The organism is Nocardia sp. NPDC004151, from assembly GCF_042874235.1.
GTDB lineage: Bacteria > Actinomycetota > Actinomycetes > Mycobacteriales > Mycobacteriaceae > Nocardia.
In genome coordinates, this window is record NZ_JBIAMR010000009.1 from 1 (window position 1) to 15676 (window position 15676).

Here is a 15676-nt window from a genome sequence, read left to right on the forward strand (position 1 = left end):
CCCGAAGGGCCTTACCGCTCGACTTGCATGTGTTAAGCACGCCGCTAGCGTTCGTCCTGAGCCAGGATCAAACTCTCCGTTGAAGACTCTAGATTTACTGCCGAAGCAGCGAATCAGAAGTATCTCGAACCAGAGTCCGAAAACCTAGCAAAACAGTCGGCCGGAAAATTGACCGACTTAAATGTCCGACCCCAACACACGGGGGGTGTGAGGCCGGAACCAAATTTCAAAATTTGGCACTGACATTCATCGACACACTATTGAGTTCTCAAAGAACACACGCACAAGCCATCGATCCGAGCGGTGAGCCCGTTCGACTAGCTAGGCAACTTTTCAAGCTTAGCCCCGGCCATGCAGCAGAACCAAATCCGCTGGTCAGGTGGAACTAGTGTGATCATCAGGCGCTCCTCGTCCAACCTCGTTTCCCAGGCCCTTGGGGCTCCGGGTCGGTGTCCGTGTCGCTCTGACCTGGAATAAGTTACGTGGTGCGTCGAAGCAAAGTCAAATCGCCTCTCTACCTGCGGTTTTCCGGCGACTACGCGGAGGACTGCGGGGGCTTCCAGCCTTCGAGGATGCGGCGGCTGTGGGAACGGAACATCGCTACCGAGACTTTGTTCGGGATCGCGAGGAATGCGGCGTCGCGCAAGGCGGCGAGAGTGGCCGAGCCCGGGGAGGTCATGCGGGTTCCGTGTTTGGACAGGAAGCTCATCCGGGCGACTCGGCTCCGGCGGGCGGCGGAATAGTGGGCGAGATCCGGTGCGCAGGCCGCCAGGGTGACGGCGTCCTCCAACGCCATGCCCGCTCCCTGGCCCAGGGTTGGGCGCATCGCGTGGGCCGCGTCCCCGATCAGGGCCACGCGGCCATTCCACAGGTGGCGCGGGACATCGATTTCGAGCAGTTCATCGGTCACCACGGTCGAGCGGTCGGTGACGGCGATGAGTTCCGGTAGCGGATCGGGCCAGTCGGTGAAGTAGTCCAGGTCCGAGATGCCGGGGCGGCCCGCGGTGAAGACATAGGTGCGGTCGCCCGCGATCGGCACCACTCCGGCTTCGCCATGCCGGCCCAGGATCACGCCCACGGGGTCGGGCGCGGGAAGGTCGAGGACCCATCGCCACGCGGCGATTCCGGTCCGCTGCACCGGGCGCTCCCGCGGCCACAGCCGGCTTCGGACCACGCTGTTGACGCCATCAGCACCGACGACCAGGTCGTATGGGTCGGCTCCGGTGGCGGTTTCGACCCGCCCGTCCGCGTGGACGTCGATAACCCGGGTACCTGTGCGGACGCAGTCCGCAGGCACCGCGGCGGCGAGGATCGCGATCAGGTCGGCGCGGTGCAGGGCGACCACCCCGCCGGTGAAGTCGCTGATGCGTGCGTCCACGAGGACCCGCCCGCGATCGTTCCGCGCGAAGCCACGTCGATCCGGCAGGGTCCCCGCTCTCACCGCCTCACCCACCCCGAGCAGGTCCAAGGCATTCAAGGCATTGGCCGCGAGGACGATTCCCGCGCCCACCTCGGTGAACTGGGGCGCGCACTCGTAGACGACGACCTCCCAGCCCGCCGCGCGCAGTGCGATCGCGGCGGCCAGGCCGCCGATTCCGCCCCCGACAATCCCGGCCCTGCCCTTGGCTTCGGCCATGATCCCTTCCTGAACGTAGGCGTGGCGCGATCGTAAATCTCCGATTCATCCCGAAGTCGTAGGAGTGCGCTGGATCGCGGCACCGAATACCTCCCGACCGGAAATCGAGTGGAGGGCAAGCGGTATGGGTGGACAGGCGGATCGCACCGGGGTGTCGCGGGCGGTGGAGGCGGCGGTGGAGGCGGCCAAGCGGGGTGACGTGATCGCGGCTCGGCAGTTGCTGGCGCTGGCCGACCAGTTGGCGGCCGAGGCGCTCGCGCGCGAGACGGCGCGGGCGAATCGGCTGGGGCGGCTGCGGGTTCCGCGGATACCGGGGCTGCCGCGGCGCTGAGAGGGCGTGGACCGAGGCCCTTCCGCCCGATTGGTCCGCCCTCCGATGGGTTCACGCATGGCCCCGGCCGAGGGTGGGCGTTGGCCGACCACGGAACCGAATGAACCACCGGAGAACCGGACGACCAGTTCGGCGTTGCGTTGAGCATTCATGGGCATTCCCCCAGCAAGAATGGTCGAAGTACGCCGTCTGACGGGGTCTGTGCGTCATCTCGGCCGAGCCCAGAGAGGATGGCTTGGGTTTCACGACCCGGGTCCGGACGAAGGAGTCGGCGTGAACTCAACAGTGGGGTCGCGAACCTCGGACGATCAGGAGCGCGGGGCCGACAGCCTGGTCTACGTCGTGTTCATCACCGCGGCGGCCGCGATGGGCGGATTCCTGTTCGGATACGACAGTTCCGTCATCAATGGCGCGGTCGAGGCCATCCGCGATCGGTACGACATCGGGTCGGCGACGCTGGCGCAGGTGGTGGCGATCGCGTTGATCGGCTGCGCGGTGGGCGCGGCCATCGCCGGGCGGATCGCGGATCGGATCGGGCGCATCTGGGTGATGCGGATCGCGGCGACGCTGTTCACGGCCAGCGCGATCGGGTCGGCGTTGCCGTTCGCGCTGTGGGATCTGGCCATGTGGCGGGTCATCGGCGGGATCGGGATCGGGATGGCCTCGGTGATCGGGCCCGCCTATATCGCCGAGGTGTCGCCGCCGGCGTATCGCGGGCGGCTGGCCTCGTTCCAGCAGGCGGCCATCGTGATCGGCATCGCGACCTCGCAGCTGGTGAACTTCGCGATCCTGAAGATGGCGGGCGGTGAGCAGCGCGGGAGTATCGCGGGGCTGGAGGCCTGGCAGTGGATGCTCGGCGTGATGGTGATTCCGGCCGGGCTGTACGGGCTGTTCTCCTTCACGATTCCGGAGTCGCCGCGGTATCTGATCTCGGTCGGCAAGATCGAGAAGGCGAAGCAGGTGCTGGCCGAGGTCGAGCGCGGCACGGGCGATCTGGACGCCCGGGTCACGCAGATCGAGCAGGCCATGCACAGCGAGCACCGGTCGACGTTCAAGGATCTGCTGGGCGGGGGGTTCGGGTTCCTTCCGGTGGTGTGGATCGGTATCGGGCTGTCGATGTTCCAGCAGCTGGTCGGCATCAATGTGGTCTTCTACTACTCGGCGACGCTGTGGCAGTCGGTCGGCATCGATCCGTCCAGTTCGTTCTTCTATTCGTTCACCACCTCGATCATCAATATCGTCGGCACCGTGATCGCCATGCTGCTGGTCGATCGGATTGGGCGGAAACCGCTGGCGCTCATCGGCTCCACGGGCATGGTCGTCGCGCTGGGGCTGGAGGCGTGGGCGTTCTCGGCCAAGACCGGGTCCGGCGACGACGTGTCGCTGCCGCACGCGCAGGGCATTGTCGCGCTGGTCGCGGCGCACTGCTTCGTGCTGTTCTTCGCGCTGTCGTGGGGTGTGGTGGTGTGGGTGCTGCTGGGTGAGATGTTCCCGAACAGGCTGCGCGCGGCCGCGCTGGGTGTGGCGGCGTCGGCGCAGTGGATCGCCAACTGGGTCATCACCGCCAGCTTCCCCAGCCTCGCGGATTGGAACCTGTCGGGGACGTACGTCATCTACACGCTGTTCGCGCTGCTCTCGATTCCGTTCGTGCTCAGGTTCGTTCCCGAGACCAAGGGCAAGGCGCTGGAGGAGATGGGCTGACACCCGCGCGCGGCGGCCGGGCTATTTCAGGATCTTGGTGATCTGGCCCGCGCCGACGGTCCGGCCGCCCTCACGAATGGCGAATTTGAGGCCCACCTCCATGGCGATCGGCTGGATCAGCACGACTTCCATGGAGACATTGTCGCCGGGCAGCACCATCTCCACTGCCGTCGGCAGGGTCACGACGCCGGTGACATCGGTTGTGCGGAAGTAGAACTGGGGGCGGTAGTTGTTGAAGAAGGGGGTGTGGCGGCCGCCCTCCTCCTTCGACAGGATGTACGCCTGACCCTCGAACTGTGTGTGCGGGGTGACCGAACCGGGCTTGATGACGCATTGGCCGCGTTCCACGTCCTCGCGGCGGACGCCGCGCAGCAGCAGGCCCACGTTCTCCCCCGCCTGGCCCTCATCCAGGAGTTTCCGGAACATCTCGATGCCGGTGACGGTGGTCTTGGTGGTTTTCGGGCGGATGCCGACGATCTCGACCTCGGCATTGACCTTGAGTACGCCGCGCTCGATGCGGCCGGTGACGACGGTGCCGCGGCCGGTGATGGTGAAGACGTCCTCGATGGGCATGAGGAACGGTTTCTCCACCTCGCGGGCGGGGGTGTCGATCCAGTCGTCCACGGCGGCCAGCAGTTCGGTGATCGTCGCGCCCCACTCCCCCGTCGGATCGGACAGCGCCTGGAAGGCGGAGACCTGAACGATGGGGCTGTTGTCGCCGTCGAACTCGTATTCGCTGAGCAGTTCGCTCACCTCGAGTTCGACCAGCTCCAGGATCTCCTCGTCCTCCACCATGTCGCACTTGTTCAGCGCCACCACGATTTTCGGGACGCCGACCTGCCGGGCCAGGATGACGTGCTCCTTGGTCTGCGGCATCGGGCCGTCGGTGGCTGCGACCACCAGGATCGCGCCGTCCATCTGGGCGGCGCCGGTGATCATGTTCTTGATGTAGTCGGCGTGCCCGGGGCAGTCGACGTGCGCGTAATACCGGTTCTCCGTTTGGTATTCGACGTGCGCGATGGAGATGGTGATGCCGCGCTGGCGTTCCTCGGGGGCCTTGTCGATGGCCTCGAAGGGGGTGTAGGGATTCAGGTCCGGATATCGGTCGTGCAGGACCCGGGTGATGGCCGCGGTGAGCGTGGTCTTGCCGTGGTCGATATGGCCGATGGTGCCGACATTGACATGCGGCTTCGTCCGCTGGAATCTCGCCTTCGCCACTGGAACCTCCTGCGCACCCGTCGATTCCAGGGTAGGGAGGACGGAGGGCGGAAGAGCTGGAAATCGGGCGAAACAGACGTCGAGGACCGTTGACGAAAACCCGTCCCGAACAGAGGTTTTCCGCGAATTCGCCGAGCGGTCAGCGGCCGCCTGGCTCACCGGCGGATGTCGGCGGGGTCGGCTCGGTCGAGGTGGCCTGTTCCTTCGGGACACAGACCCACCGGCCGTCGGCGGTCAGACCCCATTGCGCGACGATGCGGCCGTCGGAGCAGTCGTCGCCGACATTGTGCTCGGGCTGGACGGAAGTCGGCGGTATCGACGCCAGCGTGGTGACGGTGGTCGGCGTCGGGGCCGGACTGGTGCCGGAGCAACTAGGCAGCACGCAGCCGGCGGACACGGCCGCGACCAGGGCGACAGCCGACCCGGCCATACGCGCCTTCCTCGGTGACGCCATATGACGACCCTTTCGTGCCGAGACGATTCGGGGCAATCAGCAATCACTTAGCAATCTATCGTGCGGTCCGCGCCCAACCGGCTGCGGCCGGAGCGGCGCAGTAACGTGGGCAGCTATGACAGCTGTTGCAGATCGTTCGCTCGGGCCGGAACTCGCCCGCACCGAGGGCATCGGGGAGGCCGATGTCCTGGTCATCGGACTCACCTCGTCGGAAGACGGGCTGGTCATCGCGCCCGCCGACGCGTTCGAGGATGTGCTCGACGGCGACACCCGCGACGCCCTGGTGAGCGCGCTGCGGGCGGTCGGGGCCAAGGGCAAGGGCGAAGAGGTCACCAAGGTGCCCGCGCCCGCCGGGCTGGGCGTGGACTTCGTGCTGGCGGTCGGGCTCGGGGCAGTGGACAAGCTCGACGCCGAGCAGGTGCGCAAGTCGGCCGGCGCGGCCGGACGGGCGCTCACCGGGGTCGCCACCGCGGTCACCACGCTGTCGGGCCTGGATCTGGGCGCCGCGGCCGAGGGGTTCTACCTGGGCGCGTACCAGTTCACCGCGTTCAAGTCCGCCAAGAGCGCGCCCAAGCCCGAAGAACAGCCGGTGCAGCGGGTCGAATTCCTGGTGCCCGCACCGGGATTCGGCGAGGAGGAGCTGTTCCGGGCGCAGGCCATCGCCGAAGCCGTCGCCACCGCACGCGATTTCGTGAACACCCCGCCGAGCGACCTGTTCCCGGCCGAATTCGCCAACCGCGCGGCCGAACTGGCCAAGGCGGCCGGTCTCCAGGTCGAGGTCCTCGACGAGACCGAACTCGAATCCCAGGGCTACGGCGGCATTCTCGGCGTCGGCAAGGGCTCCTCGCGGCCGCCGCGCCTGATCCGCATCACCTACGCGGGCGGCGACCCCAAGGTCGCGCTGATCGGCAAGGGCATCACCTTCGACACCGGCGGCATCTCGATCAAGCCCGCGCAGTCGATGGAGAACATGACCTCCGACATGGGCGGCGCGGCGGCGGTCATCGCCACCACGCTGCTGGCGGCGCGACTGAGCCTGCCGCTCACCGTCATCGCCACCGTGCCCATGGCCGAGAACATGCCCTCGGCCACCGCGCAGCGGCCCGGTGACGTGCTCACCCAGTACGGCGGCACCACCGTCGAGGTCATCAACACCGACGCCGAGGGACGCCTCATCCTGGCCGACGCGCTGGTGCGCGCGGCCGAGGACGAGCCGGACTACGTCATCGACGTCGCCACCCTCACCGGTGCGCAGATGGTGGCGCTGGGCACCCGCACCCCAGGCGTCATGGGCACCGACGCCTTCCGCGACCGGGTGGCGCGCATCTCGCAGGCCGTCGGCGAGAACGCCTGGGCCATGCCGCTTCCCGCGGAGCTGCGCGCCGACCTGAACTCCAAGATCGCGGATCTGCAGAACGTCGCACCGCACCGCTGGGGCGGCATGCTGTCGGCGGGACTGTTCCTCAAGGAGTTCGTGTCCGAGAGCGTGCAGTGGGCGCACCTGGATGTCGCCGGGCCCGCCTACAACACCGGCGGACCGTTCGGCTACATCGGCAAGGGCGGCACCGGCGTTCCGGTCCGCACGCTGATCGCCACGCTCGAGGACATCGCCGCGGAGTAATCGCGCCCCTGGTCGTGACACGGGTCCTGTGACAAAACGCCCGCCCCGCTTGCACAGCGGGGCGGGCGTTCGCGTCAGCGCTCGGCGCGGGGTGCACAGCAACAGCGCGGCCCCGAAGCTGCCCGGTCGTAACAGCCGCAGATCCAGCATCGGCTCCGGACCAGCAGGAGACCCTTGCTCGGCCATGCAGGTCCGCAGACCAGCGTCAACACCCGGGGAATGGTCGCGGCACCGACATGTCGCCGCCGGCCTCGATCGTGTTGGCGGCGGTGCCGATCGAGCACGCGCCCCCGAACAGCTTGCGGCCCAGGGTGTCCACGGGGCTCAGGCCCATTGGGCGGTGCGGCGTTCCAGGATGCGGCGACGGGCGTCGTAGTCGCGCATGCGCTGCGGGTAGCCGACGCGACGGGCGTCGTAGACCGGAATGCCGAGGGCGCCCGAGAGGCGCTGCGCTCCGCGTTCGCCGACCACGCGACGGGTCCATTCGCCGTCATGCGCGACGAGCAGCACCGTGACATCGGTGACCGTGGTGCGCGGCTCGACGAAAGCCTCCACGCCGTAATGGTTTCGCGTCCAGGCCACGAGATGGCCCATGTCGGCCGGATCGGCCTCGCCTCGGCGCGCGGTACCGCTGTGCCCGAACAGATCCAGGAAACCCATTCTCGTCAACCTCCTCCCCGGCTTCGGAAAACCGCCGGATACTTCGATAGTGCGCAGCTCACGCCCACTTCGCCAGACCATCGGCCATTTCCATAGCAGCTGCACAGAATCCCTTCAGAATCGGCTCAGCGGGGGTGCGCGGTCCGGTCAGCGGCACGCCGGAAAGGCCAGGACGGCGCAAACGTGATACGTGTCATGGCATCCCGCTATTTCACCCGCGCGCCGTGGCGTTCGACGCTCACGCCGGGAAATGTGGCGAAGAGAGGTCGGCACAACCGCCGCCCTGTGACACGCCGCACCCGGACGAGTGCAAGGATGGGTGGCTGGAACAAGAACCAACACGGATCTCCGGTGCCATCACCCTGCGGTGGCCGTCCGGGACGACACCGCGACCCGCGGTGCCACGCCCGCGGAGAGACGAACTGTTTAACCCGACGAGCAGTCAGAGGAGTCAACGGACATGACCTTCTCCGTCCAGATGCCAGCTCTTGGTGAGAGCGTCACCGAGGGCACCGTCACCAGGTGGCTGAAGAAGGAGGGAGACACGGTCGAGGTCGACGAGCCGTTGCTCGAGGTCTCCACCGACAAGGTCGACACCGAGATCCCGTCCCCGGTCGCCGGCGTTCTCGTGAAGATCGTCGCCCAGGAAGACGATGTCATCGAGGTCGGCGGCGAACTCGGCGTGATCGGCGAGGCCGGTTCCGCTCCGGCCCCGGCCCCCGCCGCGACCCCTGCCCCGGCCCCCGCGCCGGCGGCTCCCGCCCCGGCCCCGCAGCCGGTCGCCGCCGCACCCGCCCCGGCTCCGGCCGCCGCGCCCGCCCCCGCCGCTGCCGCCTCCGGCACCCCGGTCAAGATGCCGGAGCTCGGTGAGTCCGTCACCGAGGGCACCGTCACCCGCTGGCTCAAGCAGGTCGGCGACCAGGTCGCCGTGGACGAGCCGTTGCTCGAGGTCTCCACCGACAAGGTCGACACCGAGATTCCGTCCCCGGTCGCGGGCACCCTGCTGGAGATCTCCGCGCAGGAAGACGACGTCATCGAGGTCGGCGGACAGCTGGGCGTCATCGGCAGCGGCGCCCCCGCGGCCGCCCCGGCGCCCGCTCCGGCCCCCGCGCCTGCGCCCGCTCCGGCCCCCGCGCCTGCGCCCGCTCCGGCTCCGGCCGCCGCGGCTCCCGCGCCCGCTCCGGCCGCTCCGGCCCCGGCTCCCGCGCCGAAGACCGCCCCGGTTCCGGCCGCGGCGACCCCGGCCGACGAGCCCTCCAGCAACGGTGGCCCCTACGTCACCCCGCTGGTGCGAAAGCTGGCCGCCGAGAACAACGTTGACCTCGCCGCCGTGACCGGCTCCGGAGTCGGCGGCCGCATCCGCAAGCAGGATGTCCTCGCCGCCGCGGAGGCCAAGAAGGCTCCCGCGCCCGCTGCCGCCGCGCCCGCCGCCGCTGCTCCGGCCGCCCCGGCCGCTGCCGCCGCCGCGCCGCGTCCGTCGCTGTCGCACCTCACCGGCACGGTCCAGAAGGCCAGCCGTATCCGGCAGATCACCGCGGCCAAGACGCTCGAGTCGTTGCAGACCACCGCGCAGCTCACCCAGGTGCACGAGGTCGACATGACCAAGATCGCGTCCCTGCGCAACCGCGCCAAGGCCTCGTTCAAGCAGCGCGAGGGCGTGAACCTCACGTTCCTGCCGTTCTACGCCAAGGCCGTCATCGAGGCGCTGGCCGTGCACCCGAACATCAACGCCTCCTACAACTCGGAGACCAAGGAGATCACCTACCACTCGGTGGTCAACCTGGGTATCGCGGTCGACACCGAGCAGGGTCTGCTCTCGCCGATCATCCACAACGCCAACGACCTGTCGCTGGCCGGACTGGCGCGCGCCATCGCCGACATCGCCAACCGCGCCCGCACCGGCGGCCTCAAGCCGGACGAGCTGGCCAACGGCACCTTCACCATCACCAACATCGGCTCGAACGGCGCGCTGTTCGACACCCCGATTCTGGTGCCGCCGCAGGCCGCCGAGCTCGGCACCGGCGCGATCGTCAAGCGCCCCATGGTAATCACCGACGACGGCAACGAGTTCATCGGCATCCGGTCGATGGCCTACCTGCCGCTCACCTACGACCACCGCCTCATCGACGGCGCCGACGCGGGTCGCTTCGTGACCACGATCAAGCACCGTCTGGAAGAGGCCGCGTTCGAGGGTGACCTGGGCCTCTGAGGCCGGAACGGAGACGGGTCGGGGGTTGGATCGGATGAAGATCGTGGTCGCCGGTTCGTCCGGACTGATCGGGACGGCACTCGTCGCGGCCCTGCGCCGCGACGGGCACGAGGTCACCCGCCTCGTGCGCCGTCCCGTGCACGCCCGCGACGAATTCACCTGGGATCCGGTCCGTTCCAACCTGGACGAGCGCGCGCTGCGCGGTGCGGACGCCGTGGTGAACCTCTGCGGCGCGAGCATCGGGCGGCGGCGCTGGAACGGCAGCTACAAACAGGAGCTGCGCGACAGCCGCATCGTCCCCACCGACGTCCTGGCCGCCGCGGTCGCCGACGCCGGAGTGCCGACGCTGGTCAACGCCAGCGGTGCGCACTACTACGGCGGCGAGACCGGCGAGCGGGTCGTCACCGAGAGTTCCCCCGCCGGAACAGGATTCCTGGCCCGGCTCTGCGCCGACTGGGAGGCCGCCACCGAACAGGCCGCCGACGCCGGAGTGCGCACGGTGCTGCTGCGTTCGGCGGTGGTGCTGGCACGGCACGGCGGCATGCTCGGAATGCTGTACCCGCTCTACTATCTCGGGCTCGGCGGGCGGCTCGGCAGCGGGCGGCAGTACGTCCCGTGGATCTCGCTCGACGACGAGGTGGGGGCGATCGTGTACGCGCTCACCCACGAGAACCTTTCCGGGCCGGTCAATATGTGCGGTCCCGCGCCGGTCACCAATGCCGAGTTCACGCGGGCGCTGGGGCGGGTCATGCATCGGCCGACGCCGTTGATGGTGCCCGCGTTCGCATTGAAGCTCGCGGTCGGCGAGTTCGCAAACGAGGCGATTCTGCACGGGCCCAGGGCGATTCCCACCGCGCTGGAGGAAGCCGGGTACCAGTTCCAGCACCCGACCATCGGCGCGGCGCTGACCGCGACGCTCGGCCACTCGGGCTGACTACGGGCCGACGGCGGCTGCGGCCAGGGCACTTTCGGCCGACGCGGGGACGCCTTCGGCTGACGCCGGGCGCGGTGCACGTCACAGCAACCGCGCGGATACCGTGGGGGCGTGACCAATCAACCGTCCGTCGTGGTGGTGCGGGACGCACGCGAGAGCGATCTGCCCGAGATCCTGGTGATCCACAACAACGCCATCGCCGAGACCACGGCCATCTGGGATACCGAACCGGCCGACATCCGCGAGCGCGAGGCCTGGTTCGCGGCGCGGACCGGCGCCGGCCATCCGGTGCTGGTCGCCGAGATCGGCGGCAAGCTGGCGGGGTACGCGAGTTACGGGCAGTTCCGGCCCAAGTCGGGCTACCGGTTCTCGGTCGAGAACTCGGTGTACGTGTCAGATATATTCCATCGCCGCGGCGTGGCCACCGCGCTCATGCGGGCGCTGCTGGCACGAGCCGAGAGCGGCGACGTGCACGCCATGATCGCGGCGATCGAGTCGAGTAACCGCACGTCGATCGCCCTGCACGAGAAATTCGGCTTCAGCACCGTCGGGCAGCTGCCCGAAGTCGGGCACAAATTCGGGCGCTGGATGGACCTGACGCTCATGCAACGGACCTTCCCCGAAGGAGTAGCGTCGCCATCGTGAGCGAGAGCACTACGGCCACCGCGGCGTTACCCCGCGCGGTGTCGGCTCGCTTCGACAGCACACCCCTCGCGGTCGAAGATCTGGGCCTGATCGACTATCAGCGAGCCTGGGAACTGCAGCGGTCCATCGCCGACGAACGCGCCGAAGGCATCGGGCAGGATCGACTGCTGCTGCTGGAACACCCCTTCGTCTACACCGCCGGACGCCGCACCGAGCCGCGGGATCTGCCCGTGGACGGCAGCCCGGTCATCGCGGTCGACCGCGGCGGGAAGATCACCTGGCACGGGCCGGGGCAATTGGTCGGCTACCCGATCGTGCGGCTGGCCGAACCGGTCGATGTCGTCGCGTACGTGCGCCGCCTCGAGGAGGCGCTGATCGCCGTGTGCGCGCGGCTCGGGCTGGAAACCGGTCGGGTGGAAGGCCGTTCGGGCGTGTGGGTCCCGGCGAACCAGTTCCTGCCCGAGCGCAAGGTCGCCGCGATCGGCGTGCGCGTGCAGCGTGGCGTCGCCCTGCACGGCATCGCGCTCAACTGCGATTCCAGCCTGGACGGTTTCGACGCGATCGTGCCGTGCGGCATCCGCGATGCCGGGGTCACCACCCTGAGCCGCGAACTCGGCCGGGACGTCACCGTCGCCGAGGTGCGGCCGCTGGTCGCCGACGCGATCGCCCGCGCCCTCGACGGCGAGTTGACGGTGGCCGACCACACCGTGTCCCGTTGCGCCGCAGCCGCCGCCGAATGCCCCGAACCGATCCCCGCGGCGCGCGACGAAGCGCCCGTCAAGGCCGAATGACCACAAGCGTAGGGTGAACCAAGTGACCTCCGTCGATACCCCGACACCTAACGATCCGGCCGCACCCAACGGCCGCAAGCTGCTTCGCATCGAGGCCCGCAACGCCGAGACCCCGATCGAGCGCAAACCCTCGTGGATCCGCACCCGCGCCACCATGGGCCCCGAGTACACCGAACTCAAGGGCCTGGTGAAACGCGAAGGGCTGCACACGGTCTGCGAGGAAGCCGGGTGTCCCAACATCTTCGAATGCTGGGAGGACCGCGAGGCCACCTTCCTCATCGGCGGCGAGCAGTGCACGCGGCGCTGCGACTTCTGCCAGATCGACACCGGCAAGCCCGCCGCCCTCGATCGTGACGAGCCGCGGCGCGTGGCCGAGAGCGTGCAGGCCATGGGGCTGCGCTACTCCACCGTCACCGGCGTCGCGCGCGACGATCTCGAGGACGGCGGCTCGTGGCTGTACGCCGAGACCGTGCGCGCCATCAAGCGCCTCAACCCGCACACCGGCGTCGAACTGCTGATCCCCGACTTCAACGCGGTGCCCGAGCAGCTGGCCGAGGTGTTCGAGTCGCGGCCGGAGGTGCTGGCCCACAATCTGGAGACGGTGCCGCGCATCTTCAAGCGCATCCGTCCCGCCTTCCGCTACGAGCGGTCGCTGGCGGTCATCACCGCGGCCCGCGAGGCCGGTCTGGTCACCAAGTCCAACCTGATCCTGGGCATGGGCGAGACCCCGGAGGAAGTCACCCAGGGCCTGCGCGACCTGCACGAGGCGGGCTGCGACATCATCACCATCACCCAGTACCTGCGGCCCTCCCCGCGACACCACCCGGTCGACCGGTGGGTGAAGCCGGAGGAGTTCGTCGAGCACTCCCAGGCCGCCGAGGAGATGGGCTTCGCCGGTGTCATGGCCGGTCCGCTGGTCCGGTCCTCGTACCGCGCGGGCCGCCTCTACGCCCAGGCCATGCGCCACCACGGCCGCGAGATCTCCCCGGAGATGGCGCACCTGGCCGAGGAGGGCAGCGCCGCGCAGGAGGCCACCAGCGTGCTGGCCCGCTTCGGCTCCTAGCCGCACCCGATTCACCGCAGACCGCGCGCCGCGACCCACGAGGGACGCGGCGCGCGGTCGCATATGCGGAACCGCTGCTCCGGTGGCGCGGACGTGAATGCCGCGCGGCCTTCGCCGAAACGCCGGTAGACGAGTTATCCCGCGATTCGTGGACGGGAGCGCGCCGCTGGTGGGAAGCTCGAAGGACCGCAATGATCGACCCACGGAGCGAGCCATGGTCGAGCGAACGATTTCAGCGCACGGTGTCAACGGCAAGGCGGTCGTGGCCGAACGGCCCGGCGATATCCGCAATGTGGTGCTGGTCGGGCACAGCGGGTCCGGGAAGACCACGCTGGTCGAGGCGCTCGCGGTGGCCGCCGGGGCGGTGCCCAGAGCCGGGCGCGTCGAGGACGGCACCAGCGTCTCCGACTACGACGACATCGAGCAGCGCCAGCACCGGTCGGTGCAGCTGTCGGTGGTGCCGATGGGGTGGGAGAAGGTCAAGGTCAATCTTCTCGACACCCCCGGATACGCCGATTTCGTCGGGGAGCTCAGGGCCGGTCTGCGAGCAGCGGACGCGGCCCTTTTCATTCTCTCCGCGGCCGCCGGGGTCGAGGGCGTCAGCGGACCCACGCTGGCGCTGTGGGAGGAGTGCGCAAGCGTCGGCATGCCGCGCGCCATCGTGCTCACCCATCTGGACACCGCACGGGCCGATTTCGAGGACATGACCGAGACCTGCCGCCAGATCCTCGGCGGCGGGCGCGCGGAATCCATACTGCCGCTGCATCTTCCGGTGTACGGGCCCAAGAACCCCGACGGGCACCGGCCGGTGACCGGGCTGATCGAACTGCTCACCCAGCACGTCTACGACTACGCGACCGGGGAACGCGTCGAGACGCCCGCCTCCGCCGAACAGCGCGAGCAGATGGAGGAGGCCCGCAACCGGCTCATCGAGGGCATCATCGCCGAGAGCGAGGACGAAACCCTCATGGACCGCTACATCGGCGGGGAGGAGATCGACCTCGCCTCGCTGGTCGCCGACCTGGAGAAGGCGGTCGCGCGCGGAAGCTTCCACCCGATGCTGATCGCCGCTCCCCCACCCGAGAGCGCGCGCCAGGGGCTCGGCACCGTCGAGATCCTGGACCTCATCACCCGCGGATTCCCCACGCCCGCAGAGCATCCGGTGTCCGCGACCGGCAGCGGCGGCAAGTCCGCGGCGCTGGCCTGCGATCCGGACGCGCCGCTGGCCGCCGAGGTGATCCGCACCGCCTCCGACCCGTACGTGGGCCGGTTGTCGCTGGTGCGGGTGTTCTCGGGCACCCTGCACGCCGACGACACCGTGCACGTGTGCGGGCACGGCACCGGCACGAACGGAGATCACGATGCCGACGACCGGGTCGGCGGGGTGTCGGCGCCGTTCGGGAAACAGCAGCGGCCGCTGCCGCAGGCCATCGCCGGGGACATCGTGTGCGTGAGCAAACTGACGCACGCCGAGACCGGGGACACCCTGTCCGCCAAGGACAGCCCGCTCATCATCGAGCCGTGGACCATGCCGGATCCGCTGCTGCCGGTCGCCATCAAGGCGCACGGCAAAGCCGATGAGGACAAGCTCTCCCAGGGGCTGTCGCGACTCGTGGCCGAGGACCCCACGGTCCGGGTCGAACAGAATCCCGACACCCACCAATTGGTGTTGTGGTGCCTGGGCGAGGCGCATCGCGAGGTGGCGCTCGAACGGCTGCGGTCCCGGTTCGGGGTGCAGGTCGACGTCGTCGACCACAAGGTGGCCCTGCGCGAAACCTTCGCCACCCAGGCGGCCGGTCGCGGGCGGCATGTGAAGCAGTCCGGCGGACACGGGCAGTTCGCGGTCTGCGAGATCGAGGTGGCCCCGCTGCCGGAGGGTTCGGGCATCGAGTTCGTGGACAAGGTGGTGGGCGGAGTCGTTCCGCGCCAGTTCATCCCGTCGGTGGAGAAGGGTGTGCGCGCCCAGGCCCTGCGCGGGGTGGCGTCCGGATATCCGCTGGTCGACGTGCGGGTGACGCTCTTCGACGGCAAGGCGCACTCGGTGGATTCCTCCGACGCGGCCTTCCAGACCGCGGGCGGCCTGGCCTTGCGGGAAGCCGCCGCCACCGCCCGCATCAGCGTGCTGGAACCCATTGCCGAAGTGCTGGTGGTGGTTTCGGACACCTACGTCGGCCCGGTGCTCGGCGACCTGTCGAGTCGCCGCGGCCGGGTCCTGGGCACCGAGCCGGCGGGGTTGGGCCGCACCGCGATTCGGGCCGAAGTCCCCGAGCTGGAGCTCAGCCGCTATGCCGTGGATCTGCGTTCACTGGCCCATGGCGCGGCGAGTTTCACCCGCGCCTACGCGCGCCACGAACCGATGCCGCACCAACTGGCCGACAGTCTGCGGGAGCAGGCCAAATCCGGCCACGCCTGA

At 69.1% G+C, this 15676-nt stretch carries 13 protein-coding genes and 1 rRNA gene; 9 read left to right on the forward strand and 5 right to left on the reverse strand.

What is annotated here, in order from left to right; translation table 11 throughout:
• Together ACFYTS_RS20790 and ACFYTS_RS20795 are read right to left on the reverse strand one after the other, a co-directional pair.
• Positions 1 to 83: ribosomal RNA gene (locus tag ACFYTS_RS20790) — 16S ribosomal RNA — on the reverse strand; the annotation flags it as partial.
• Positions 84 to 535: 452 nt separating this feature from the next.
• Complete coding sequence (locus tag ACFYTS_RS20795) at positions 536 to 1636, reverse strand: FAD-dependent monooxygenase (RefSeq protein ID WP_387306452.1); 1101 nt, start codon at positions 1634 to 1636, stop codon at positions 536 to 538.
• Between the two features lie 124 nt (positions 1637 to 1760).
• On the opposite strand from ACFYTS_RS20795, the gene ACFYTS_RS20800 reads away from it, so the two are divergent.
• Together ACFYTS_RS20800 and ACFYTS_RS20805 are read left to right on the forward strand one after the other, a co-directional pair.
• Entirely contained in the window at positions 1761 to 1967 is a 207-nt protein-coding gene (locus ACFYTS_RS20800; RefSeq protein ID WP_357288735.1) for a hypothetical protein, read from the forward strand.
• A gap of 273 nt (positions 1968 to 2240) precedes the next feature.
• Positions 2241 to 3668 carry a sugar porter family MFS transporter gene (locus ACFYTS_RS20805; RefSeq protein WP_387306454.1) on the forward strand — a complete coding sequence of 476 codons (1428 nt, stop codon included), beginning with the start codon at positions 2241 to 2243 and terminating at the stop codon, positions 3666 to 3668.
• 21 nt (positions 3669 to 3689) lie between these two features.
• Here the strand turns inward: ACFYTS_RS20805 and tuf are convergent, their stop codons facing one another.
• Both tuf and ACFYTS_RS20815 read right to left on the reverse strand, forming a co-directional pair.
• Positions 3690 to 4886: an elongation factor Tu gene (gene tuf / locus ACFYTS_RS20810; protein ID WP_387306456.1), complete on the reverse strand. Its 1197-nt coding sequence runs from the start codon at positions 4884 to 4886 to the stop codon at positions 3690 to 3692.
• A gap of 139 nt (positions 4887 to 5025) precedes the next feature.
• A complete protein-coding gene (locus ACFYTS_RS20815) occupies positions 5026 to 5316 on the reverse strand; it encodes a hypothetical protein (protein ID WP_387306458.1) in 291 nt (96 codons plus the stop codon).
• A 139-nt stretch (positions 5317 to 5455) separates the two neighbouring features.
• Between ACFYTS_RS20815 and ACFYTS_RS20820 the strand changes: the two genes are divergently transcribed.
• The gene (locus ACFYTS_RS20820; RefSeq protein WP_387306460.1) at positions 5456 to 6961 is read left to right on the forward strand and encodes a leucyl aminopeptidase; all 1506 of its coding nucleotides are present in this window, start codon (positions 5456 to 5458) and stop codon (positions 6959 to 6961) included.
• Positions 6962 to 7285: 324 nt separating this feature from the next.
• Here the strand turns inward: ACFYTS_RS20820 and ACFYTS_RS20825 are convergent, their stop codons facing one another.
• Positions 7286 to 7621, reverse strand: a complete 336-nt coding sequence (locus tag ACFYTS_RS20825) for an oxidoreductase (protein ID WP_357288750.1) — start codon at positions 7619 to 7621, stop codon at positions 7286 to 7288.
• Between the two features lie 460 nt (positions 7622 to 8081).
• Between ACFYTS_RS20825 and sucB the strand changes: the two genes are divergently transcribed.
• From sucB to ACFYTS_RS20855, 6 genes are all read left to right on the forward strand, one after another.
• Complete coding sequence (sucB, locus tag ACFYTS_RS20830; RefSeq protein ID WP_387306463.1) at positions 8082 to 9830, forward strand: 2-oxoglutarate dehydrogenase, E2 component, dihydrolipoamide succinyltransferase; 1749 nt, start codon at positions 8082 to 8084, stop codon at positions 9828 to 9830.
• Positions 9831 to 9864: 34 nt separating this feature from the next.
• The gene (locus ACFYTS_RS20835) at positions 9865 to 10764 is read left to right on the forward strand and encodes a TIGR01777 family oxidoreductase (RefSeq protein ID WP_387306465.1); all 900 of its coding nucleotides are present in this window, start codon (positions 9865 to 9867) and stop codon (positions 10762 to 10764) included.
• 132 nt (positions 10765 to 10896) lie between these two features.
• On the forward strand, positions 10897 to 11409 hold the full coding sequence (locus tag ACFYTS_RS20840; RefSeq protein WP_387306880.1) for a GNAT family N-acetyltransferase: 513 nt from the start codon (positions 10897 to 10899) through the stop codon (positions 11407 to 11409).
• Positions 11410 to 11447: 38 nt separating this feature from the next.
• Complete coding sequence (lipB, locus tag ACFYTS_RS20845) at positions 11448 to 12200, forward strand: lipoyl(octanoyl) transferase LipB (RefSeq protein WP_357288862.1); 753 nt, start codon at positions 11448 to 11450, stop codon at positions 12198 to 12200.
• A 22-nt stretch (positions 12201 to 12222) separates the two neighbouring features.
• Complete coding sequence (gene lipA, locus ACFYTS_RS20850) at positions 12223 to 13263, forward strand: lipoyl synthase (RefSeq protein WP_357288759.1); 1041 nt, start codon at positions 12223 to 12225, stop codon at positions 13261 to 13263.
• A gap of 214 nt (positions 13264 to 13477) precedes the next feature.
• Entirely contained in the window at positions 13478 to 15676 is a 2199-nt protein-coding gene (locus ACFYTS_RS20855; RefSeq protein ID WP_387306467.1) for an elongation factor G-like protein EF-G2, read from the forward strand.

What these genes read in the sequence shown, in the direction of transcription:
- ACFYTS_RS20795 (WP_387306452.1), bottom strand. Translation starts at nt 1,636, where the DNA reads ATGGCCGAAGCCAAGGGCAGGGCCGGGATTGTCGGGGGCGGAATCGGC.
- ACFYTS_RS20800 (WP_357288735.1), top strand. Translation starts at nt 1,761, where the DNA reads ATGGGTGGACAGGCGGATCGCACCGGGGTGTCGCGGGCGGTGGAGGCG.
- ACFYTS_RS20815 (WP_387306458.1), bottom strand. Translation starts at nt 5,316, where the DNA reads ATGGCCGGGTCGGCTGTCGCCCTGGTCGCGGCCGTGTCCGCCGGCTGC.
- ACFYTS_RS20820 (WP_387306460.1), top strand. Translation starts at nt 5,456, where the DNA reads ATGACAGCTGTTGCAGATCGTTCGCTCGGGCCGGAACTCGCCCGCACC.
- ACFYTS_RS20825 (WP_357288750.1), bottom strand. Translation starts at nt 7,621, where the DNA reads ATGGGTTTCCTGGATCTGTTCGGGCACAGCGGTACCGCGCGCCGAGGC.
- sucB (WP_387306463.1), top strand. Translation starts at nt 8,082, where the DNA reads ATGACCTTCTCCGTCCAGATGCCAGCTCTTGGTGAGAGCGTCACCGAG.
- ACFYTS_RS20835 (WP_387306465.1), top strand. Translation starts at nt 9,865, where the DNA reads ATGAAGATCGTGGTCGCCGGTTCGTCCGGACTGATCGGGACGGCACTC.
- ACFYTS_RS20855 (WP_387306467.1), top strand. Translation starts at nt 13,478, where the DNA reads ATGGTCGAGCGAACGATTTCAGCGCACGGTGTCAACGGCAAGGCGGTC.